Source organism: Shewanella pealeana ATCC 700345 (assembly GCF_000018285.1).
Lineage (GTDB): Bacteria > Pseudomonadota > Gammaproteobacteria > Enterobacterales > Shewanellaceae > Shewanella > Shewanella pealeana.
This window is the reverse complement of record NC_009901.1, coordinates 4,440,720-4,462,451: the sequence shown is the minus strand read 5'-3', so window position 1 is coordinate 4,462,451 and position 21,732 is coordinate 4,440,720. Positions and strand designations below refer to the sequence as shown.

Annotated in this window: 15 protein-coding genes and 2 riboswitches; of the genes, 11 read left to right on the top strand and 4 right to left on the bottom strand. The window is 44.8% G+C overall.

Going from position 1 to position 21,732, the window contains the following annotated elements:
* Positions 1 to 106 precede the first annotated feature (106 nt).
* The 4 genes from SPEA_RS19280 to SPEA_RS19265 all read left to right on the top strand — a co-directional run bounded on the left by SPEA_RS19280 (position 107) and on the right by SPEA_RS19265 (position 6,928).
* Positions 107 to 1,273: a BamA/TamA family outer membrane protein gene (locus SPEA_RS19280; protein ID WP_012156861.1), complete on the top strand. Its 1,167-nt coding sequence runs from the start codon at positions 107 to 109 to the stop codon at positions 1,271 to 1,273.
* Between the two features lie 23 nt (positions 1,274 to 1,296).
* Positions 1,297 to 2,073 (top strand): hypothetical protein, encoded by a 777-nt coding sequence (locus SPEA_RS19275; RefSeq protein WP_012156860.1) that lies wholly within the window; start codon positions 1,297 to 1,299, stop codon positions 2,071 to 2,073.
* 373 nt (positions 2,074 to 2,446) lie between these two features.
* Positions 2,447 to 5,014 carry an immunoglobulin-like domain-containing protein gene (locus SPEA_RS19270; protein ID WP_012156859.1) on the top strand — a complete coding sequence of 856 codons (2,568 nt, stop codon included), beginning with the start codon at positions 2,447 to 2,449 and terminating at the stop codon, positions 5,012 to 5,014.
* 381 nt (positions 5,015 to 5,395) lie between these two features.
* Positions 5,396 to 6,928 (top strand): TerC family protein, encoded by a 1,533-nt coding sequence (locus SPEA_RS19265; RefSeq protein WP_012156858.1) that lies wholly within the window; start codon positions 5,396 to 5,398, stop codon positions 6,926 to 6,928.
* A 68-nt stretch (positions 6,929 to 6,996) separates the two neighbouring features.
* Here SPEA_RS19265 and SPEA_RS19260 read toward each other — a convergent pair whose 3' ends face one another.
* A complete protein-coding gene (locus tag SPEA_RS19260) occupies positions 6,997 to 8,367 on the bottom strand; it encodes an NCS2 family permease (protein ID WP_012156857.1) in 1,371 nt (456 codons plus the stop codon).
* A 104-nt stretch (positions 8,368 to 8,471) separates the two neighbouring features.
* Positions 8,472 to 8,571, bottom strand: a riboswitch (purine riboswitch).
* Positions 8,572 to 8,783: 212 nt separating this feature from the next.
* Here SPEA_RS19260 and SPEA_RS19250 point away from each other — a divergent pair.
* Positions 8,784 to 10,094 carry a toxin-antitoxin system YwqK family antitoxin gene (locus SPEA_RS19250; protein WP_041411104.1) on the top strand — a complete coding sequence of 437 codons (1,311 nt, stop codon included), beginning with the start codon at positions 8,784 to 8,786 and terminating at the stop codon, positions 10,092 to 10,094.
* Between the two features lie 126 nt (positions 10,095 to 10,220).
* Here SPEA_RS19250 and SPEA_RS19245 read toward each other — a convergent pair whose 3' ends face one another.
* The gene (locus tag SPEA_RS19245; RefSeq protein ID WP_012156855.1) at positions 10,221 to 10,472 is read right to left on the bottom strand and encodes a DUF2999 family protein; all 252 of its coding nucleotides are present in this window, start codon (positions 10,470 to 10,472) and stop codon (positions 10,221 to 10,223) included.
* Between the two features lie 282 nt (positions 10,473 to 10,754).
* On the opposite strand from SPEA_RS19245, the gene SPEA_RS19240 reads away from it, so the two are divergent.
* A complete protein-coding gene (locus SPEA_RS19240) occupies positions 10,755 to 11,435 on the top strand; it encodes a Bax inhibitor-1 family protein (protein WP_012156854.1) in 681 nt (226 codons plus the stop codon).
* 95 nt (positions 11,436 to 11,530) lie between these two features.
* Here SPEA_RS19240 and SPEA_RS19235 read toward each other — a convergent pair whose 3' ends face one another.
* Together SPEA_RS19235 and SPEA_RS19230 are read right to left on the bottom strand one after the other, a co-directional pair.
* Positions 11,531 to 12,562, bottom strand: coding sequence for an HlyD family secretion protein (locus SPEA_RS19235; RefSeq protein ID WP_012156853.1), 1,032 nt, complete (start codon positions 12,560 to 12,562; stop codon positions 11,531 to 11,533).
* A complete protein-coding gene (locus tag SPEA_RS19230; RefSeq protein ID WP_041411102.1) occupies positions 12,559 to 12,870 on the bottom strand; it encodes a hypothetical protein in 312 nt (103 codons plus the stop codon). The genes SPEA_RS19235 and SPEA_RS19230 overlap by 4 nt, the downstream gene beginning before the upstream one ends.
* A 441-nt stretch (positions 12,871 to 13,311) precedes the next feature.
* Positions 13,312 to 13,394: riboswitch (cyclic di-GMP riboswitch) on the top strand.
* Between the two features lie 66 nt (positions 13,395 to 13,460).
* Here SPEA_RS19230 and SPEA_RS23485 point away from each other — a divergent pair.
* The 5 genes from SPEA_RS23485 (at position 13,461) to norW (ending at position 21,523) form a co-directional block, all read left to right on the top strand.
* Positions 13,461 to 15,644 carry an immunoglobulin-like domain-containing protein gene (locus tag SPEA_RS23485; RefSeq protein ID WP_012156850.1) on the top strand — a complete coding sequence of 728 codons (2,184 nt, stop codon included), beginning with the start codon at positions 13,461 to 13,463 and terminating at the stop codon, positions 15,642 to 15,644.
* Positions 15,645 to 15,987: 343 nt separating this feature from the next.
* On the top strand, positions 15,988 to 17,223 hold the full coding sequence (locus SPEA_RS19215; protein WP_012156849.1) for a pyridoxal phosphate-dependent aminotransferase: 1,236 nt from the start codon (positions 15,988 to 15,990) through the stop codon (positions 17,221 to 17,223).
* Between the two features lie 186 nt (positions 17,224 to 17,409).
* Positions 17,410 to 18,522, top strand: a complete 1,113-nt coding sequence (locus tag SPEA_RS19210; RefSeq protein ID WP_012156848.1) for a cysteine synthase A — start codon at positions 17,410 to 17,412, stop codon at positions 18,520 to 18,522.
* Between the two features lie 348 nt (positions 18,523 to 18,870).
* On the top strand, positions 18,871 to 20,352 hold the full coding sequence (gene norV / locus SPEA_RS19205) for an anaerobic nitric oxide reductase flavorubredoxin (RefSeq protein ID WP_012156847.1): 1,482 nt from the start codon (positions 18,871 to 18,873) through the stop codon (positions 20,350 to 20,352).
* 1 nt (position 20,353) lies between these two features.
* Complete coding sequence (gene norW / locus SPEA_RS19200; RefSeq protein ID WP_012156846.1) at positions 20,354 to 21,523, top strand: NADH:flavorubredoxin reductase NorW; 1,170 nt, start codon at positions 20,354 to 20,356, stop codon at positions 21,521 to 21,523.
* Positions 21,524 to 21,732: the final 209 nt, after the last annotated feature.

The window sequence follows — 21,732 nt, the reverse complement described above, 5'->3', positions numbered from 1 at the left end:
TTGCGGCTAGAGTCATCAGCTGTCTTTTGCGGCCAGAGGCATCACGTTTTTTTCACGACATATCGCCTATAAACATCTATGTTCTCCACTATTAATTCGAGTATTTATGAAACGGATTTTACTGTTAACCCTGTGCGCTTTTTCCAATCTGGCCGTCGCAGTCGAGCCTCTATTTGACACTCCTAAAGATATGCAGCCGACTTGGGTCGACGACATCTTGTCTGTGTTTGGTGCCGATGGTGAGTTTGACCAGAGCAAGCCTATCGACATGAGCTACTTACCAACGGCTTATTACACGCCGGAGAAGAAGTTTGGCGTGGGTCTGTTGATGGTGGGGTTATATAAAACCGACGGTGCAGCGAGCGAGGAGCAGCCTTCATCATTGGTATTGAATTCATTTGTTTCAATGAATAATTCTTACGGTGTCGAAGTGGAAAATATGACCTTCTTCAACGGCGGTAAGCAGCGTTTACAGCTGGGGCTAGAGCTTCATAACGAAGCGGCAGTTTATTATGGTCAAGGCATAGCACAAGGCAATATCGACGCCAATCATCATGAGTTTGAAGAGCAGTTATACAGCTTTAAACCCCGCTGGATGACGGAAGTGGCCGATAACTATTTTCTCGGTATTGGGGCTGACTTTACCTACGCCAGTGCTGAAAAGTTAGAGTTAGTTGACACAGGGCTGCCTGTGGATTCTGCGGATATTTTGCCGAATAATTTTAGTTCGGGTGTGGTGGTAACCAGCATCTATGACTCTCGTGATTACCGCTTAAATGCCACCAAAGGTTGGTTATTTCAGATCGATGCGGGTCTGTATCAAAACGATGAGTACTCAAGTTTCTCGACTTACGATCTCGAACTCGCCAATTATATCGACTTAAGCTCAACTTCCTTACTGAGCTCTGCGCCAGGGCTGATTGCATGGCAAGTACAGGGCCATTTTACCGAAGGCGATGTGCCTTGGAACATGTTGCCTGATCTTGGCGGCTCAGGTGCGATGCGTGGTTACATCAAAGGCCGTTACCGTGACAAGCAGATGATGATGGGCCAAGTGGAATATCGTTTACCCATCTTCCAGCGTTACGGCATGGTGTTTTGGGGCGGCGTAGGTAGTGTGGCCTCCAAGGTGAGTGATTTAAACGAAGAGTTGTTGACCTCTTACGGCACAGGATTCCGCTTTAAAATCAAAGATAATATTAATTTACGCCTAGATATTGGTGTGGGTGAAAACGAGACTAACTTCTACCTCAATGTGAACGAAGTATTCTAACCATGAAAGGTTTATTGGTTTTTATGTCTAAGTTCGCGATGAGAATGATAGGCCTAATATCTGCGCTCTTTGTGGCTAATCATGCATTAGCCACCGAAGCTAACTCTCAAGAGTTAACGCAGCTAGCGCAGCAAGAGTTAGCTCAGCAAGAGCTAGCACAGCAACAACAGTGTAGCCGCAGTGCCGACTACGATATTTATCTTAGTGGCATACATACAGGCACCATGAGCCGCACCGAGACTTGGCGTGGCAAAACGGCGGTGGTGACCTCAACCAGCAAGGCCAGTATCTTAGGCATAGGCACTCAGTATCAGCAAAGAGCCGAGCTATCTTGGTCGAATGTCAGTAATGAGTGGATCACCGAGCAATTTCATCAAAAAGTAACAGGGTTTCGCGCCAGAGACATGCGAGCAAGCTTTAGTGATAATGGCCGCGTTTCAGAGGTCGATGTTGATGGTGATATTGAAACTTACCGCTCCGATAGTATTGCGCTGCGAGATGTCGACACCTTAGCCATTCAAATGCGTGAACTTCTACTGCAAGGGCGGCAGCAATTTAGGCTAATTAGGCAAGCGTCAGATGCGATAGAGCCGTATCAATATTACGTGCAAACCCCCATCAGCAAAAACATTGCTCCATGGGGTGAGCTTACATTGATCCCGGTGGAGCAGAGCGGCGCAGAAGAGGTGACCTACTATTTTGCTCCTGAAATGGATTACCAACTGATTCAAGCTCGCTACCATGGCATCATATTGCGCGGTCTTATCGAGCTAAATCACTATAGCTCTACCTGCAGGTAAGCTTCTTTTATAAGTAACCTTATCTCATTGGGTAAGGTTACTTGATATAGCCGTACTTACTTAATATTTGCATCAACCATATCAACCATATCAACCATATCAACCATATCAATCACATCAATCACATCAATCACATCACTAACGACTGAACCTACCTCTGCTGAATCATTATGCTTTATCTCTAGGTTCGTTGTGATTAAGGACTCATTGCGTTCGAACTCCTCGGATGCTGCTAAATAGTATTGTGTGGGATGGCTAATTATTTGATTTATAAAGAAGGGGGAGCATTGATTGTTTCAGTTGTGATATGTATGTTACAGCTTGGTGTGAGGTTTATGGATACTCGCTTTAACTAACTATGTGAGTTTTAAGGATGAAAAAAACACTAATAGCAGTAGCAATAATATCATTAGTCGCCTGTGGTGGCGGTGATGAAGCTACTCAAGCGCAACCCAATACCGCTCCGAAAATGTTGATATCAAATGCTATAGCTCATGAGATGGTATTAGGCCAAGAAAATAGCGCATTGCCGTTAGCTACATACTTCAGTGATGCTGATGGTGATGTGTTGAGTTACAAGCTGTTGAGTACGGAGTTAGATGTGGTGATCAGCGCTTCATCACTGACTTTCGGTTCGGCTATGACAGAGGGCGTCTATGATGTCCAAGTCATAGCGCTTGATGATAAGGGCGCACAGTCTCAGCCTCTTACTATTAAGTTGAATGTGGTCGATCCCGCCATCCCCGATTTGACCGTTAACGGTGCCAATGAGGCTTATATTGCTAATGAGGTTGTGACCCTAGCAGTTAAGTTGGACGAAGAACCTGCTTTTCCGATTTTGTACTCTTGGGGGCAAGAGACGGGGCGAACTGTTGAGAGCATCGATACTGAATCGGAGACATTAGAGTTTAGTGTACCTGGCGATATTAGTGCGCAAACATTAAGTTTTAAGCTGGTTCTAGAGTCAGATTATGCCAGTCGCTCTGAGATTGTTAATCTTGCCGTTTACTCTCCATTGGCAATAGATACGGTAGATACAGCGTTGACCGCATTTGGTGAGCGAGTCAGATTAGTGACCTCTGGTGGTAACGGTAACGACCTGAGTTTTACTAGCTCCGATGAGGCGATAGCCAAAGTCGATGATAATGGTGAAGTTACCCCTTTGAATGCTGGCTCTTTTACTATTCGCGTTATTCAGGAAGGCTTGGATTTGATCCCAGCCCTTGATGCTGAGGTGGATTTAGTTGTTTCAAATCCTGAGGGCCTTAGGGTTTATTTAGATGTTCCTGTGCAGCTCACCAATGGCGTGAGTGCCTTTTCGGCGCCTAATGTCCCAGCGATTGGGCAAGGCAAAGACACCAGTTTTACTACTTTTGCCAAAGTGAGCTTTGATGATAAAGAGCAGATCACTGAACTTGAAAATATTGACGGAGTGTGGAGTGGCGTTTTGTTGCAAGTTCCCGCCGATAAGTTGCTGATATTAACAACTCATAGTGTTGATTTTGCAGGGCAAAAAACATATCAGCAATCTAAAGAGTTCATCCTAACGGAAGAGGGGGAACTGACAGTACAAGTTCAGCAAGTTGCCGTAGAGGCTGAAAACATAGTGTCAACGCCAATCGACCGATGTGAAAACTATGTGGATGATAAGGGAAATATATACCCGATCTCTATGCAGGAAAGTATCGATGGTTTTGGGGCAAAACTCCAAATCTGGGGCTATGAAATTGAGCAGCAATTCATTCGCCATCACGATTGCCAACCAGCTTATATTCAATACTTTATTTCCGGAAATTTATCCGAGGAAATAAATTACTTACATGGTGTTAATCACAATAGTGGGCAGATCTCTTATACCCGTTATTATGATGCGGTTGATGCCTATGGCGATCCCATTAAGCACATTGAGTCCCGTGAAGATGAGAGTGGTCACAGCCTAGTATTAGATGATCAACCATCAGGCTATGAGTATTACCCTAGCGGTAGGATCCGAGTGAAACAATGGATAGCTGGCGAAGCTTCGTCTTTCATTCGTGCATTTGGTCCAGATTTAATTGTTTATACGGATGATGAAACATCAACGTACAGCAGTATGACTTGGCATGATGCTGCACAGACCCGTGAAAAAGAGAAGGTATTTAATCCAGATGGTAGTCCGCAATGGTGCAGTTATTTAGATCCAAATAGTAAACAAGATGTCCTTTACAGTAACTGCGAGCTTTATAATGGATCTGGAGATATTAAGACCGAGGTCGATTTAGATAGGCAATATGCTATCGATACCAATGATCAACCTATCATTGAGCCAATTAACGAGTGCCAACACTTTATTGATGATGACGGTACGGTTTACCCCATTCAGGAGCAAACGGACAGCACAGGTTATGTTACAACGGGCTATTTTAAGAGTGGCCAGTATACCTATCATAACCAATGCAAGCCTGCTATGACTCGGTTCTATTCATCAGGCAATCCCGAGCATGCATGGACATTCCGCAAAGGGGTCAATACTCACCCTGATGGCTATACCTCGTTTGCTTATTACGACCTTTTAGACGGGGAGGGTAAGCCAATACTTGAGATGGAATCCAAGATTGAGAATGAGCTGTATGTCATACAGGAAGACGCGCCCTCTGTGGTTAAGTATTTCACTAATGGTGATATTCAATACCAAGCTTGGATGCAAACCTATGACTTAGGTGACTGGGTTTATGGCCGCGATGCTGGGCCTGATGTAGTCACTTATGGTTATGGTAGCAATGGTTACCAGCAAAAAAGTGTTTATTGGTATAGTAAGGCTGGAGATAGGCTGAAGCGTAAAGATTTCGACTCGCAAGGTGAGCTTGATGTTTGTCATTACTACCAGATTGATCAATTGGTGCAGTCAGATGACGCATGTTTGAATGAATCAGAATTAGACATCGAGTTCGAAATTCAATAATCGTTATATAGTCACATCATTTTCAAAAGGGCCGAGTGATTTTCACTTGGCTTTTTTGCAGCTTGTTGCCCAGCCATTCGCCTTGAATTAGTTTGTCAAAAACACTCTGCGTCGATCACTTGCTTATTCTTATTAGTATAATTATTGAACCCTGTGGCTTTAAGCTGTTGAAAGTAATGGCTTGTTTTTGTGTCTTTATAGAGCGGAGAGAATTTTTTTTGGGCGTTTTGCGATATAAATTGCAAAGTTAAAATTTAATTAATTATCGTTTTTACCAATTCTCCAATATAAATGCGCTTAACTTTTATAAACGCGTTATATTTTGGAGCTATTGACCGAACTGGTGTTTAGACATCGGCTTTGGGAAAATGAAAACACACGATGGAATTTTTGCTTGAACCCCAAATATGGATTGGTTTAATTACCCTGATTATTATCGAGATCGTACTCGGTATTGATAACCTTGTCTTTATTGCCATTTTAGTTAAAAAACTCCCTCCCGAGCAAAGAGACAAAGCAAGAACTATCGGTTTATCTCTCGCACTCATAATGCGATTAGGTCTGCTGAGCATAGTGTCTTGGCTAGTCACGCTGACACAGCCCTTGTTTAGTATCTATGACCTCAGCTTCTCGACTCGAGACCTGATTTTAATTACCGGTGGTTTGTTCCTGCTATTTAAGGCGACTCATGAGCTGCATGAACGTTTTGAAGGGGAGGCTAATCAGCAGCAAGGCGCCAATGTTTACGCAAGTTTTGGTGTGATCATCGCGCAGATCCTTGCCTTAGACGCAGTGTTCTCTCTCGATTCGATCATTACCGCAGTGGGTATGGTAGATAGCTTAACTGTGATGATGATTGCCGTTATCGTGTCTATGATTGTGATGCTGTTAGCGTCGAAGTCGATCACTAACTTCGTCAACGCGCATCCTACGGTTATCGTATTGTGTCTAAGCTTCCTATTGATGATTGGCTTTATTCTGGTTGCAGAAGGTTTTGGCTTACATATTCCTAAAGGCTACTTGTATGCGGCGATTGGTTTCTCAATTTTAATTGAGATGTTTAATCAAATGATCAGCTCAAGCCATGCTAAAAATGCTGAACGAGTACCACTGCGTCAGCGCACGACTGAAGCCATCTTTCGTTTAATGGGTAATAAACATTACAACATCCATGATGACGACGATGGTAGTGAGCCTGCGCCAGTGAGCTTTGGTGATGCCGAGCGTGAAATGGTTACAGGAGTTTTATCATTGTCTGAGCGTAATGTTCGCACTGTGATGACCCAAAGAAGTGAGACGGTTTGGTTAAATACTGAAGATTGCACCGATAAAATCAAGCAAACAATTAAGAATAGCCGCCACCAAAATTTCCCTGTGTGCACTGGTTCTCTGGATAACTTAGTCGGTATTGTACGCAGTAAAGACTTACTATTAGGCATTGAGGCCGGGGAAGACTTAGCGTCTATTGCGGCAGCTTTCCCTGCCTATATCGTGCCCGATAGTATTAATGTGATCCGTTTACTCGATGGCTTTAGAGAGTCAAGAGCGGGCATGGCTGTGCTGGCGGACGAGTTCGGTAGTATTCAGGGTATTGTCACCTTACATGACTTACTCGAGTCTATCGTGGGCGAGTTCCCGGATATTGGTGAGACCCCAGAGATCAGTGTGTGTAATGACGGTTGGTTGGTTAAAGGCAGTACCTCATTGCATGACTTGGAGTCGCGCCTTGAAACACTAGGGCTAATCGATAAGCAGCAGGAGTACATTACCGTGGCTGGCTTATTATTAACCTTGAACTCAACGATTCCTAAAGTCAGTGATGTGATTGAATTTGCCAAGCTGAAGTTTGAAATCGTTGAAGCTGACGAATTTAAAGTGTCCTTAGTTAAGGTTAGTCATCTACCAGTAAATTAATTGGTTTGGAACAAAGAAAAGGGTCTGCATTGCAGACCCTTTTTTTATGCGGCTAAGGCTTATCTCAACTAGAGCATCACAAGGTAAGTGATAAAGATCAGTGATAAGCCATAGATGATTGGATGAACTTCACGGCCTTTACCGGCCACCACCATGGCAAATGCGTAACTGATAAAGCCCATAGCCATGCCGTTAGCTGGTGAGAAGCTCAAAATCGTGAACATCATGGTGAAGAAGGCGGCAATACACGAAGGTTTATGATCCCAGTTTATTTGCCCTAAACGACCTATCATATAAATCCCCACTACGATCATTGCGGGTGCAACGATAGCGGTAGAGAACATTGAGAACACTGGGTAGCAGAACAGAGCCAGTAGGAACAGTATCGCGGTGGCTACTGCCGCTAAGCCCGTTTTAGCACCTTGCGCCGAGGCGATACCAGACTCTGAAAACGCCGTAATGGATGTGGTGCCCAGTACGCTGCCAATTACCGTGCCGCCAGCATCGGCTACTAGTGCTGCGCGGGCGTTAGGTACCTTGCCATCTTTATCAATAATGCCTGCATCTTTACCTACGCCGACAATCGTCGATAAGCCGTCGAAGAAGTCGACGATAAAGAAGATGATAACGATAAACAGTAGATCAAATAGCTTGTCGACGGTTAAAAATTCAAAGTTAAACACCTTACCAAAGCTAGGCTCTATGCTAGGCGGCACACTGAACCAATTTTCAGGGATCGGCGCATATTTAGTGCCTAGCACTGCATCGCTGATAAGCGTGAGAGTTATTGAGGTCATAAAGGCGATAAAGGTGGCCAGTTTGATATTTCTCACCATGCAGCCGACTGCGACAAACAAGCTGATAAAGGCGATGGCAACTTGTGGCTGGGTGATATCGCCCATACTGACCATCACTACAGGGTTTGCGACAATAATGCCGGCGTTCTTCAGCCCGAGGAAGGCGATAAATAGACCTAAAGACACTGTGATGGCAAGTTTTAGATCTTCTGGGATCGACTCAATCATCTGCTTGCGGATCTTAGTCATCGAAAAGATTAGATAGACGATACCAGACAGGAAAATACCGAACAGGGCTTCGTGCCAGATAAGTGCCACAGAGCTCGATGCTAGCATGCCCTTAAAGAAGCCGTTCATACTCATGCCCGGCGCCAACATCACTGGATAGTTACCGAAAAAACCCATTATCAAGGTGGCAAGTGCGGCGGCGAGTGCGGTGGCGGTAAAGATCGCACCCTTATCCATCCCATCGATGCTACCTAAGATTGCTGGGTTCACCGCCAAAATATAGCTCATGGCTAAGAAGGTAATAAAGCCTGCATATAGCTCGGTGCCAACATTGGCCTTGCGCTGTGAAAGCTTGAAGGTTGAGTCCAGAAAACGGGACTTACCCGCACGTTGAAGTAAGCTAGAGATCGCCACAGTGATGCCTTATTTTATTGATGCGCTAATTTTCTTATACGCGAAGAGTTCAATAAATTTATTGGCAGATACCACTGGCCTGCCAAGTGTTTTAAACGTTTGGCAGCGGACGGTGATTGGGCTGTAGTCACAAGATTAGGTCTTGTGGTAGAGACTTCTGGACCAGATTTCCAGCGATATACAGCACAATAAATTGTTGGCGCGGATTGTACGCGGCTATCAAAGCGGCGCAAGCAACACTCTGTAAAATGTGCACTAGTTCAAGCTTTATATAATGAGTGTACTCGGGATCAATGCGTAGGGGCTGAATACGTGAACTAATCCACATAAAGAAAGTAGGCTTTCCCTTAGTGCAAGGTTTTCATCTAACATGCGAACTATCTTTATCGTGAGTTTATAAAACCATGAAATTATTAATGATTACTACCAGTGCTATTGCGGCTCTATTACTGTCTGGATGCGGTAGTAAAGCGCCTTCTATCGATTGTGACACATTTGAACGATGCTATATATTGAGCTTGATTGCGGGGCAGAAGTCACTGCAAAGCCATACTGAATTCAACCAATTAAAAGTCGTGATTGCAGTAGATTATGACGTTCAAAAAAGTACGGAAGTACAAACTAAGGTTAAAGAGTCGAGTGGCTCTACTGAGTTTGACGCACTTGCTAAGCAGTCGCTACATGATTCAGTGGCAGCCTTATTGCCCGTTTTGGCGACACTGCCCGTAGAGGAACAAGAGAAAAGTGAGTCATTCAGTACTGACTTAATAATGAAAACGGCTGACTATCCCGATGAGCCTATAATTGAACCAGAGCCTGATTTAGTTGAAGGTTTCTTTGATAATGGCCAATTGAAATTCCGTGGTTATGAGTTAGGGTTTGATAGAGTGGGTCATTGGCAGACTTTTTATGAGGATGGCACGCTACGTTATGATGAGCACCATCCTGCAGGAATAAGAAAGCGCTTTCATGAAAATGGTCTGCTCGCACAAGAGGGATTTTTTGACGAAGGACTCGAACAGGGAGAGTTTACAGATTACCACGACAACGGCAACCTAAGAGCTAAGCGTAACTTTAAAGATGGTCAGATAGTCGGTTTCGCTGAAGCCTATTCTGAAGATGGCACACTAGAGCAGCGAGCCAATTTTGATGCTAGAGGTAATGGCACACTACAAGAGTTTTGGCCTAACGGACAGCTGAAATGGGACACAGCCGTTATTAATGGTCAGCCTAGTGGTGAGCAGAAGTACTATGACCCACAAGGTGAGCGGGTGGTTGCAAAGGCGATCGCAGCGGCCAAGGTGTTTCAGCAAAGCATTACTGATAATGATATTGATACTTTTATGCGCTTTATTCTTGATGAAGAGATAATGTTTGAAGGCACAAGAGTCGCTTATCAGCGAATTATTTGGCAGTTCACCGAAAAAATGAAATCTGGCACTTTTAGTCAAGACTTAGCTTCATTTACTGAGTCCACACAAATGTTTATCGATGGTGATGAGTATTACGCTTATTTGCCTATGACAATTCGCACACCAAGCGCAGAAGGCATGATGGCTCGAGAATCAGCTTTAGTTGGCTACTCCACAGATATCGGCAAAACGTGGAAGTTTGTTGATGCCAGCGATGGCTACGATGTGGTTGATGCCGTGCTGTTTAGTTTGCCAAGAGAATTGAGTATTCCGCTATTCCCTGAGCCTAAACTGCTAGATATGAGGAGTGAATAGCCTTTATCCGGTGTAAACCAATATAGCATCAATTAGGGCGATAAATAGCAGGCAAAAAAAGAGTAAGCGAAAGCTTACTCTTTTTCTATGGAGCCGATTGTTAGCGTCTGTCGCTAGGTGCTTTTGCTATTGTTGTAGCTGAGCTTTTGCCGCTTCAACTTTTGCAAAGTCTAGACCTAGCTCTTCAACAGCCTCTTTAATCAAGGCAGGGTTTTGCATCACAAGACCCATGAGCTGTTGTAGCTTCTCTGGCGGAATACCTAACTGACCAATAACGGCCATCGCCATCATTGGGTTCTCTGTTAGCGTTTGGAACAGCTCTTTAGCTTGCTCGTCACTGACATTATGCTCTTTTAAGATCGCAAGAATCGGGTTCATTGCATTACCTTTATGTTGGCTAAAATAAATAGGCGTAGATTCTAGCACTCTCGATATTTAAAGGGCAGTAAGTTTTAATGGCCTAAGACTCGTCACGCTAGTGCCTATTCGCCGTGGTAGTAATATTTTTTGACTTCATAGTATAAAACGTAGCCAGTTAACTCACTGTTTATTGAGGTGTTTTGCAAAGTTAACTTTTGGTTATACAGCTAAATTTCAACCTTAGTTAAGCTGCGCAGCAGTTGGCGTATAACGTCGTATTATTGGTAGGAAAAAGCTTTCATGGAAAAGTCACAAGCAGGCCTGAGTCATTACTTATCTGGGCTGTTTTTAAAGGATAGACAGGTTAGCAAACGAGTGTTCAACTTAGTGATTGGCTTAGTGTTAATCTGGGGATTTAGCCTTAATTATCTCGCCGTTGCATATTTTCCGGTTGAAATACTGCAATGGATAAATCCTTGGGTCTTACTGGTAGTTGTGTTTGGCTCATTAATGGGTGGCTGCTTGATTATGCTCAAGTACCCACTGCCTTTGGTGAGTTTTTTAGGCTACAACCTTATGACCTTGAGTATCAGTATTACCCTGAGCCTATTCCTACAAGGGTTTACCGCTGCTGAGGTGGCGTTAGCAGTCGAGTATACCGCAGGGATCACCTTGTTAATGATCATCACCGCAACTCTGGTACCTAAGCTCTTTTTTAGTTTTGGCAAAGTATTGTGCGTGATTGGTGGGTGGATTGTGACGGTTGAGTTTACTTGGCTACTGTTCTTTGGCCATAGTCACGATATGATCCATTTGATCGTAGCACTGAGCTCGTGTGGTTACATTGGTTATACTTGGGCTGTTGCTTGTGAGTACGGTGAAACCTTAGATGAAGCGATAGATTTTGGTGGCATGTTGTATATGCATATCATTAACTTCTTTATTCGTATTTTGCATCTTATTGCATCGTTGCGATCGTAATTGGGCACGTAATGAGATTGAACAAAAAGCACAGCCTAAGCAGTGCTTTTTGTTTCTGTGCTAAGCATAGGAGTCGGCATTCTCAATCACGGTAGTTATAACGGGTTAAGGTAAGCCTTAACTGCGGTGAGTCTCACCGTTGCCCCGCCAATGATATCGAGAAAGCCTAGAAGTGAAGAGGGCTTGTCGGCACTTATCCAAGCCGAGCCCGTCGCACCAATCGGCAACATGGCCATGGTGTCGTCATCTATTTCAAGTACCACGGTTCTGCCCACGGGCATTGAGCCTAAGTTGATATGACGTGATACCATCTGCTCGCGAGGCAAGATGTCGCCTTGAGCTTCACCAGTGGCTTCAACCTTACTGTGGACTCTGGCTCTAAATATCTGACCTGGATAGGCGTTGATATAAAACTCGGCAAACTGACCCGGTTGTATGTAGGCAAATGACTGATCGGGAATACGCATCTCGACAAATTTACGGCCGGTATCCCATAGGTGCATAGCGCCGACTCTTGAGCCATCGGCAATATACACATGGGTCACCATGCCGTCGAATGGCGCCCGAACTTCAAGCCTTTTTAGCTCAAATTCTTGCTTTCTTAGCTGAGCATATTTCACCTCTAGCTGGGCGTGTTGCACCTTAAGCTCTGCTTTAATAATTTCCACGTGATCTTCAGCGTTCTCTAAGTCTCGCTCGCTAACATGCTCACCAAGATTGGCTTTACGCAAATGAGTACGCTTTGCTTGCGCCAGCTTTACCTCAGTGGCTTCTATGTTGCGTTCGACTTCATTGATGCGTGCATTTATTTCATCGATAGCGCTGCTGACCTTGTCGTCGACCAAGGTGTATAGCAGGTCGCCTTTGTTTACCTGCTGGTTATGATCGATTGCCACTTTATCTATCTGTTGTCCAAAGGCGGGTGAGAGGATCGCGTGAGGTGCCCTTACTGTCGTCGAGTTAGTGAGATCGGATGGAGAATAAAAGCGATGAGCCAAAAATAGCGTGAGTGCAATTAAACAACCTACAAACACGCTAATAAAGTAGTTTCGTGGTCTGGCTTTGATTACTTTGAACTTAAACAGTAACCATACGATAAAAATATACGGCAGCATTATCTCTTTCATGCGCGGGTTCCTCTAATCCATTCCTGTACTCGGTCCCAATCGGTAACGATGGCAATCACAGCAAGTACCCAAAGAGGCTTCCAAAATAGGCCTAACATACATAGCCAAAAAACCAATTTGGCCTGTCGCATACCGCGCTCTTTGGCTAAGTATTTGGGCAAAGAATGTAGGTGCCATAGTTTCAACGCTAACCAGCTAAAAATACCTACAGTGATTAAGGTGACGACCCACATAAAGGCAACAGAGTCGAGTAGAAGCATTACGCTGGGGAGATTTTCGTAGGTTAAATTGGTGTCATGGATCTTCATTCAACTCTCTTAGTTAGGCTAACCCGTGTGCTCACACACAAAATAAACTGATGGCAATCTTAGCGTTAGCTTGCTGAACCTAAGTTGAACTCTTGAGACTGTTTTATGCTATTGCCAATAAATTGTTTGCTCAGGTATTAGCATCAAAAAATCGACGTTATAACCGTTTATTGATACTTTCTGTCGCTATTGTTCGAAAGTTTATTCAGTTAGTTGTTTTTGTTGTTAGATTCGTTTTTAAGTTGTCTTTAATGCTGGATATATTTTCGTTATGTTTATTTATATCTGAGTTTAATCAATATCTTGGTTGTCAATATTTTGTCTTTGATGGTTTAGTGGTTTTTATTGCTTTAGATGTGTGTTTTTACGCTATTTTTTGATTTACAAAATTAAGTAAGCAGATAATAATCCACGAAATTTTGTGGGTGCATTGGTTGCACTTGATGAAAAAGGCAAAACCTGTGAAAGCAGGTGACGCAAAGCATCCAGCCTAAGGGGACACCTATGGCAGTGGCGCTACCGCAAGTGACACAGGCCCTACTGCATGCCTGTTTGTTGCTTTTCGATATCTAATGAAAAGGGATAAATAAATGAAATCACTAAAACTGAATCTACTAGGTGCCAGCATTGCGCTTGCTATGGGGGCTATTTCTTCCCCAGCTATGGCCAATGGTACCGATATGGTAAATCCGCAAGCCGGTGTGGTTGTGGGTTATTGGCATAACTGGTGCGACGGCTCTGGCTATAAGGGGGGCATTGCACCTTGTGTAACCTTAACCGATGTTGATCCGCAGTATAACGTGGTCGATGTGTCATTTATGAAGGTTTATGGCGCCGTAGGCACGATTCCTACATTTAAATTAGACCCTGCAATAGGCCTATCAGAGGCCCAATTTATTGAGCAGATTAGCGAGCTTAACCGTCAAGGACGTTCGGTATTAATCGCATTGGGTGGCGCCGATGCGCACATCGAACTGCGTAATGGTCAAGAGCAGGCTCTCGCCGATGAAATTATTCGTCTAGTCGAGGTTTATGGCTTTGACGGCCTAGATATCGATCTTGAGCAGGCTGCTGTGACCGCTGCCGATAACCAAACTGTTATTCCTGCGGCGCTACGCATAGTTAAAGATTACTACCGTGATCAGGGGAAGAACTTCCTAATCACCATGGCGCCAGAGTTTCCGTATCTGACAACAGGTGGTAAGTATGTGCCTTATATCACCGAGCTAGAAGGTTATTACGACTGGATCAACCCACAGTTCTATAACCAAGGTGGCGATGGTATTTATATCGAAGGCCTAGGCTGGATTGCACAGAACAACGATAACCTTAAGCAAGAGTTTATCTACCATATCGCCGATGCCTTAGCGAACGGCACTAACGGCTTTACTAAGATCCCCCACGATAAGTTAGTCTTTGGTATTCCAACCAACATCGACGCGGCCGCGACAGGTTACATCAAACAACCGCAAAAACTCTATGCGGCATTTGAGCAGCTAAAAGCCCAAGGCCAGCCACTGCGCGGTGTAATGACGTGGTCGGTTAACTGGGACATGGGGAAAAACTCTGCGGGTCAGGCTTATAACGAGTCATTCATCAAGGCCTACGGTCCATTCATCCATGGCCAAGATATTCTGCCTCCAGAGCCGGATAACGGTAAGCCGATTTTTGCAGGTGTCAGCAATGCTCGCGTTAAACTCGGTGCTCAGTTTGATGCGCTAGCAGGTGTAACGGCTCGAGATATGGAAGATGGCGATTTAACCTCTGATATCCAAGTCGAAGGCGCGATTGATACTCAGACACTAGGTTTGTATGCACTAACTTATCGTGTTAGCGATAGTGACGATAACCTAACAGAGCAAGTGCGCACGGTTGAAGTCTATAACACTAAGCCTGAAATTAAAGGCGTAGCCAATGCTAGCATTTTACTGGGCAGTGCTTTCGATGCGATGGCAGGTGTAAGTGCAATCGATGCTGAAGATGGCGACTTAACGGCGCAAATTAGCGTCGATGGTGATGTCGATACCGACACTCTTGGTCAGTACTCACTAACTTACCGCGTTAGCGACAGCGCAGGCCAGCAGGTTGAAGTGTTGCGTACTATTACCGTGAAAGAGCAAGGCGCGGTATGTGATAACGCATGGGACAATGCAACAGTTTACCTTGGCGGTGAAACAGTTAGTCATGCAGGTAAGAGCTGGTTAGCCGGCTGGTGGACTCAAGGTGACGAGCCTGGCACAACGGGTGAGTGGGGCGTTTGGAAAGCACAAGGTGATAGCGATTGTGATGGTGGTTTACCACCGGTTGTTAAACCAAGCCTTGAAGTGACTGGTATTGCACCACGTTACGTGCTTGAGCAAGGCAGCGTGAACATCGAGTTTAGCGCAAGCGTTAATCAAACCATGGTGATCAATGCCAGCTTAGTGCAAGGCAATACAGTGTTTGCTAGCAGTGAAATGAGCGTTAGCAACAGTGCGTCATTCACATTGCTGGCGACCGATTTAACTGCGGGGAGTTATGACATCGTAGTGAACGTCGAAGAGCAACAACTAAGTAGCCGAACTAGCATCAATCTAGTAGAAGAAGATAGTGAAGGCGGTGACTATCCTGCTTACGCTGCGGGTACCCAGTATCAAGCGGGTGATGTGGTGACTAATGCTGGCGGCGTATTTGAATGTCTGCCTTGGCCAAACAGTGGCTGGTGTAGCGGCTCAGCAAGCCATTACGCGCCAGGCACCGGCAGTGCTTGGCAAGATGCCTGGTTTGCTCATTAATCAGCTTGCACGTTAATCCGTCTACATGCTAACAATCGAATAACTCATTAAGCAATGCAATATTGGTGACTGCTTACGCAGTTAGCCGATTCTAGCTAGTCGACTTAAAATAGTCGACCTAACAAGCCCCGTCACAGATGGGGCTTTTTTTATGCAATGAATAAGCTGCTGTAAGGTGATACTAAGTTTATCTTTGATTTATATGTAGTTACCAGTTTGTTTTCTGCGCATTTCTAGCAATAATTTGTGATCTTGATTGCAAATCCCTCTCGCTTAACTAGCGGGAATGTTAGTTTCATATAATTATCTGTCGTAGGTAATAATTCAATAATAATAAATAAATATGCAGTCAAATCTAATTGAACAAGAGTTAGTTAAACAAGAGTTAGTCAAACAAGAGCTAAATAAATCCGGGCTAAATAAACCAAAGCTGAATAAAATTAGCCGTCGTCAATTTCTCTATGCTGGCGCAGCTGTATCGAGCTTAGCCACCTTAGGTTGTAGTTCGAGCTCTGTCTCTACAGCTGCTAGTTCGACAACAGCGACCGGGATGAGTGCGGATGAAGCGGTCCCGCTCAACTTTAATGAAAATCCACTTGGTCTGGCACCTAAAGCGCAACAAGCCGTGCTTGATGCTCTACCTAATGCATGGCGCTATCCAGATGCTGCGCGCAGTCAGTTGATGGCAGCTATTGCAGAGAGTATCTCCGTAGCAGAATCGCAACTCATCTATGGAAATGGCTCGTCAGAAGTATTGAAAATGGCACTGGATGCATTAGCGCAGACCAACAGTCAGCTAGTGATGCCAGACCCAAGCTATGGAGTGGTCATCGATTATGCCATGGCGCGTGGGATCCCAGTTCTTAAGGTGAAACTCGACGGTCAGTGGCAAACCGATCTCGCCAAAATGAAAGCGAAAGTGGCTGCACATAGTGGTCCGTCAATTGTGTATTTATGCAACCCTAATAACCCGACGGGTTTGTTATTGCCGCAAAGTGAATTGAATCAATGGTTAGATCAGGCATCGAGTCAGCTGAGTTTTATCGTCGATGAGGCTTATGTGGAATATGTCGCGCAAGCTGGGTTTGCATCGGCGGTTGAGCGGATTAAACAAGGCCAGCAGCATATCGTGGTCTGCAGAACCTTTTCAAAGATCTATGCCTTAGCAGGCTTACGTGTCGGTTACGGTGTCGCTCATGCTGATTTAATCAAACAAATGCAGGCACAGGCCAGTATCGACAATGCCAACCTAATCGGTTGTGTTGCCGCTAAGGCCAGCCTTGAGAGCCCACAATGGTTAAGCCTAAGTCTGCAATCCAATAACCAAGCTAAGGCACTGGTGTATCAGCAGTTAGCTAAACTCGGTTTAGACTATCTGCCGAGCGAAACTAACTTTATCTTCCACAAGGTGAATGGTGACAGTGAGCTGTATATGCAGCGCATGGCAAAGGCGGGTATTTTAGTCGGGCGTCCATTTAACCATGGTGAGGGATGGAACCGTCTGTCAATCGGCACACCAGCGCAGATGCAATACTTCAGCAAGGCTTTAGCAAAGTTTCGCGAACTCGGCTGGGTGTAGCTAAGAATAGTTTTTGAACCATTCCGCTCGCCTGTATTAAGTATTGCAATACTTAATACAGGCAGTGTGAGCTCGATAAAAGCTACTTGTTACCTTAAAACTCTCATCTGCCTAAATTTAGTGACTTGGCTTAAATTAGAACTGTGCCTAATATTGAATGAGTATCTGCAACAGAGATTATATTCTATGTCCGCTTCCTCATTTTCTTCAAATTCCGAACGCCCATTACCTGCTACCGATGGCATTGCCAACAATATTACCGAGCTTATCGGCAATACCGATCTGCTGCGGATCAATAGTCTGAGTGATTTGACGGGTTGTGAGATCTTACTTAAGTGCGAGCAACAAAACCCTGGTGGTTCGATTAAAGATCGCGCCGCGTTGCAGATGGTGCAAGATGCGATCGCTGAGGGTAAGTTAACCCCCGGGATGACTATCGTTGAAGGCACTGCGGGGAATACCGGTATAGGACTCGCGTTAGTTGCCAAGGCGCTGGGATTCAAGATGTTGGTGGTGATGCCTAGGGGGCAGGCGCGTGAAAAAGAGCTGATGATCACTCTGTTTGACGCCGAACTTAAGCTAGTCGATGCCTGCCCGTTTGCTGATCCCGATCATTTTTATCATACGGCTAAGCGGCTAGGTGAGGCTAATGATAACTATTGGTGGGCGGATCAATTTGAAAATATCAGTAATAGCAAGGCTCACTTTATTCATACTGGACCAGAGATCTGGCAACAAACTCAAGGCAAAATTGATGCCCTAGTCTCGGTTGCGGGGACTGGTGGCACCATAGCGGGGAACTCGCGTTATTTATCAGAGCAAAATCCACAGTTACAAACTTGGCTGGTGGATCCCGATGGTTCAGGGATCTATGCCTATTTAAAGGATGGAAAATACAGCGCCTCGGGTAGCTCGTTTACCGAAGGGATCGGTATCATGCGCTTGGTAGAAAATTTCCGTCAGGCCAAGATCGATAAAGCCATAACCTTGCCGGATCTCGACCTAGTGGCCATTGCTCGCCATGTGCAGGAGCACGACGGTATAGTGCTTGGCAGCAGTGCAGCACTTAATGTCGCGGGGGCATTGTACGCCGCAGCTAAAATGGGCCAAGGCAAAACCATAGTGACCTTTTATTGCGATCTTCCCGAGCGCTCAGCATGCAAACTTTACAATGAGCAGTTTCTTACCGATAAAGGTTTCAGCGGTGACAGTGAAGCCATAGCGGCAATGTTTGCTCGCTATCAAGCAGAATCGGCATCAAAAGTTGTCTCAGTTGATGCCCGCGACAGGCTTGAGTAGCTTATAAAAGAGCATTCTGGATAATATTTTCCGTAAACTGTACTTTCCGAGAGCTTACTCGCTCTGTATTACCTTGGATTACCAGTCACTTCAGGCCGTATTTTGTCGTTATATAGTCGTTTGGTCACTGTTATAAATACCCAGAGATGTTCGAGTTTGAAGGTGTCTTATTGACAGCTATATGTCACTTTGACATTTATTGTCGCTATCAAAAAGACAGTGTTAACTTGATTGCTTTCCTGTTAAACCCTTTAAAATCAACATAGTGAAATATTGGCACGTTCGCTGCTATTACAGCTTCAGGTTTAGTGTTAATGCACTATTTGAATTTCAGTAATAGGTGACAATATGACAATCCATGTCAAAAACAACATTCATTGGGTAGGACAACGCGACTGGGAAGTACAAGACTTCCATGGTACCGAGTACAAGATGACCAAAGGGACTAGCTACAACAGTTACCTTATTCGTGAGCAAAAGACGGTATTGATCGATACTGTCGATCATCGTTTTAGCCAGCAGTTTATTCAAAATCTTGAGATGGAGATCGATCTTAATCAAATCGACTACATAGTGATAAACCATGCCGAAGAAGATCATTCTGGCGCCTTAGTTGCGCTAATGGCAAAGATCCCTAATACCCCAATCTATTGCACTGAAAATGCGGTTGACTCCATTGTGGGTCACCACCATCACCCTGAGTGGAATTTCAATGTGGTTAAAACAGGTGACACCTTAGACATTGGTAATGGCAAGCAATTGATCTTTATCGAAGCGCCAATGCTTCACTGGCCAGATAGTATGATGACTTACCAAACGGGTGACGCAGTGCTGTATAGCAACGATGCCTTTGGTCAGCACTATTGCGATGAACGTCTATTTAACGACGAAGTCGATCAAACAGAGTTAATGGATCAATGCCTGCGTTATTACTCGAATATTTTAACTCCATTTAGTGCCTTGGTGACTGCGAAGATCCATGAAGTGCTGAGCTTTAATGTTCCGGTTGATATGATCGCAACGTCCCACGGTATTGTGTGGCGCGATAACCCAACGCAGATCATCCACCAATATCTTGAGTGGGCTAATGATTACCAAGAAGATCGCATTACGCTGTTCTATGATTCTATGTCGAATAACACTCGTATGATGGCAGATGCGATTGCCCAGGGGATCCATGATGTTGATCCGAGCGTTGCGGTGAAAGTCTTTAACGTATCGCGCCAAGATAAGAATGACATTCTTGCCAGTATCTTTAGATCGAAAGGGATCTTAGTGGGCTCATCAACCATGAATAACGTGATGATGCCAAAAGTGGCTGGCATGTTAGAAGAGATCACCGGCTTAAGATTTAAGAATAAGAAGGCGGCTGCCTTCGGTAGTTTTGGTTGGAATGGTGGTGCAGTCGATCGTATTCATACGCGTTTAACCGATGCAGGCTTTGAAACGACCTATGGGATGAAAACTAAGTGGCGCCCAGATGGTAAAGCCATGCGTGAATGCCGCGAATACGGTCAACATGTTGCTAAGCAGTGGGCACTCAAAGATCTGTCTGAACCGCTAAAGCAAAACATAGTCAACCGCGAACCACTTAAAGCAGATAACAGTGTTGAGTCGTTTACGCCTGCTACAAAAAGTAGCGCAAGCGTTGCTGTGACTGATAGTCAAAAGATGTTGTGCACAGTATGTAATTGGGTTTATGACCCAGCCATTGGTGAGCCAAATCAAGATGTGGCCCCCGGCACCACTTGGTCAGATGTAGCGGAAGATTTTCTGTGCCCAGAATGCGGTATTGGTAAACAAGTGTTTCAACCCATAGCAGGAGCATAATATGATGAGTGAGCAAATTGATGCGCCAATCGTCATCATTGGTAGTGGCTTTGCCGCTTACCAACTTATTAGAGCCATTCGACGCAGCGATCAAACCATTAAGATCCAGGTTTTTAGTGCTGATAATGGTGATGATTACAATAAACCAGACTTGAGCCATGTGGTGTCTAAGCAGCAGTTGGCAAGCGATCTTGTGCGTGCATCAGGCGATGAGCTAGCGCGGGAGCTTAACTTTGAGCTGCACGCCAATACCTATGTAGACTCGATTGAGCCAGATCAACATAAGATCATGGTTGCAGGGAAGGTGTATCCATACGCAAAGCTAGTTATTGCAACCGGAGCTAGGGCTTTTGTGCCGCCGCTCTCAGGCAACGCAGTGGATCGCATTGTGACCCTCAATAGTTTGCAAGAGTATCAAGTTGCCGAGCAAGAATTGGCATTGGCCAAGCGAGTGCTGGTAATAGGCGGCGGTTTGATCGGCACCGAGTTATCTATGGATCTCGCAACAGCAGGCAAGCGAGTTATCACTGTCGATCCTTGCGATCAACTGATGGCTAATTTACTCCCCGAATACATTGCCACTCAGCTAAGCAAGCAGATGCAGCAAATAGGCGTACAGTTAGCGCTGAATAACAAAGTGAGTAGCATTAGCTCGAGTGAAGATTGTGGAGCTTTTCAGGTAGAGCTGGCAAATGGTGAGTCGCTTATTGTCGATACTGTCATTTCTGCCGCAGGACTTCAGGCTAACACTCAGCTAGCACTGCAAGCGGGTTTGGCGGTTAAGCGAGGCATAGTGGTGGATAAGCAAATGCAAACCACGGCAATGGATGTCTATGCCTTAGGCGATTGCGCTGAGATTGGCGGTAAGGTGCTAGCCTATCTGCAGCCAGCTTTAGTTTGTGCCAATGCATTAGCTAAAACCTTGTTAGGCCAATTAACGGCAGTCGTATTGCCTGCCATGTTGGTTAAAGTTAAAACGCCGCTTTATCCTATTCAGTTGGCAGGGCAAGCCGTGCAACAGGTTAATCGCTGGCAATTAGATATAGATGCACAGGGGACTTGTGTACAAGCATTTGATACTGATGAACAGTTACAAGGTTTTGTGGTTGCAGAGCAGCACATGAGTAAGGCTTTTGGTTTGCTTAAGCGTTTAGGAAAAGCGCCTGCCTAAGATTGAACGAGTTAACTTAAGCATTAATTAGCTTTGTATCAAATAATCTACATTGCGCTTTTGTGCTATCGAAAACCAGAAAGTAGAGAGCAAAAATTAGCCGTGTTGGATAAGTTTTACTGCATAAAATAGATTAATAAAAAGCCAGCTAAGCTGGCTTTTTTAATTGCCTTTTTGCCACTCATTTTTTTTATGTCACTTGTCATTTT

Excerpts from the sequence above, each read along its gene's own strand:
- SPEA_RS19280 (WP_012156861.1), top strand. The coding sequence starts at position 107 with ATGAAACGGATTTTACTGTTAACCCTGTGCGCTTTTTCCAATCTGGCC.
- SPEA_RS19275 (WP_012156860.1), top strand. The coding sequence starts at position 1,297 with ATGTCTAAGTTCGCGATGAGAATGATAGGCCTAATATCTGCGCTCTTT.
- SPEA_RS19270 (WP_012156859.1), top strand. The coding sequence starts at position 2,447 with ATGAAAAAAACACTAATAGCAGTAGCAATAATATCATTAGTCGCCTGT.
- SPEA_RS19265 (WP_012156858.1), top strand. The coding sequence starts at position 5,396 with ATGGAATTTTTGCTTGAACCCCAAATATGGATTGGTTTAATTACCCTG.
- SPEA_RS19250 (WP_041411104.1), top strand. The coding sequence starts at position 8,784 with ATGATTACTACCAGTGCTATTGCGGCTCTATTACTGTCTGGATGCGGT.
- SPEA_RS19245 (WP_012156855.1), bottom strand. The coding sequence starts at position 10,472 with ATGAACCCGATTCTTGCGATCTTAAAAGAGCATAATGTCAGTGACGAG.
- SPEA_RS19240 (WP_012156854.1), top strand. The coding sequence starts at position 10,755 with ATGGAAAAGTCACAAGCAGGCCTGAGTCATTACTTATCTGGGCTGTTT.
- SPEA_RS19235 (WP_012156853.1), bottom strand. The coding sequence starts at position 12,562 with ATGAAAGAGATAATGCTGCCGTATATTTTTATCGTATGGTTACTGTTT.
- SPEA_RS19230 (WP_041411102.1), bottom strand. The coding sequence starts at position 12,870 with ATGAAGATCCATGACACCAATTTAACCTACGAAAATCTCCCCAGCGTA.
- SPEA_RS23485 (WP_012156850.1), top strand. The coding sequence starts at position 13,461 with ATGAAATCACTAAAACTGAATCTACTAGGTGCCAGCATTGCGCTTGCT.
- SPEA_RS19215 (WP_012156849.1), top strand. The coding sequence starts at position 15,988 with ATGCAGTCAAATCTAATTGAACAAGAGTTAGTTAAACAAGAGTTAGTC.
- SPEA_RS19210 (WP_012156848.1), top strand. The coding sequence starts at position 17,410 with ATGTCCGCTTCCTCATTTTCTTCAAATTCCGAACGCCCATTACCTGCT.
- norV (WP_012156847.1), top strand. The coding sequence starts at position 18,871 with ATGACAATCCATGTCAAAAACAACATTCATTGGGTAGGACAACGCGAC.
- norW (WP_012156846.1), top strand. The coding sequence starts at position 20,354 with ATGATGAGTGAGCAAATTGATGCGCCAATCGTCATCATTGGTAGTGGC.